General features: G+C 63.2%; 1 pseudogene. It reads right to left on the bottom strand.

Annotated features, from left to right (window positions below):
• Positions 1–34: 34 nt before the first annotated feature.
• Positions 35–617, bottom strand: a pseudogene (locus tag AVT10_RS15980) (IS3-like element ISGbe1 family transposase); the annotation flags it as partial.

Below are 617 nucleotides of genomic sequence, written 5' to 3'. Positions count from 1 at the left end.
TGAGCAGCCCCCATCGGGTGGTCCGGGTTATTAGTTAGTGCATTGTCGTCTCCGCCGCCATTGCCGGTCGTAGGTGGAGCGAAGCGGAACCGGAGGCCGGCAATGGCGGTGTCGCCGCTTGTGGTGCGGGCGGCCGATAGCCCAGGCTGCTGTGCGGCCGGACGGTGTTGTAGTGACGGCGCCACGCCTCGATCAGTACCCTTGCTTCAGCGAGGCTGTAGAAGATCTCGCCGTTGAGCAGCTCATCGCGCAGCGAGCCGTTGAAGCTCTCGTTGTAGCCATTCTCCCACGGCGAACCCGGCACGATGTACAGCGTCTTCACGCCAACCTGCCCGAGCCATTTCTGAACCGCGGTAGCGATGAACTCGCTGCCGTTATCTGATCTGATATGCGCGGGCGGACCCCTCGCGATGAACAGGTCGGCAAGCGCTGCCAGCACGTCTTCGTGTCGAAGCTGGCGCGCGACGACCAGTGCCAGGCATTCCCTGCTGGCCTCATCGATGATGGTCAGTATCCGGAACTTGCGCCCGTCATGCGTCCGCGCTTCGACGAAGTCATACGCCCACACATGCCCCGGATACTCCGGTCGCAGCCGGATGCACGAGCCGTCGTTCAAC

The organism is Sphingomonas hankookensis (assembly GCF_001619955.1).
In the GTDB taxonomy this organism is placed as follows: domain Bacteria; phylum Pseudomonadota; class Alphaproteobacteria; order Sphingomonadales; family Sphingomonadaceae; genus Sphingomonas; species Sphingomonas hankookensis_A.
The sequence above is the reverse complement of the archived record's forward strand: the minus strand, read 5'-3'. Positions and strand labels throughout refer to the sequence as shown.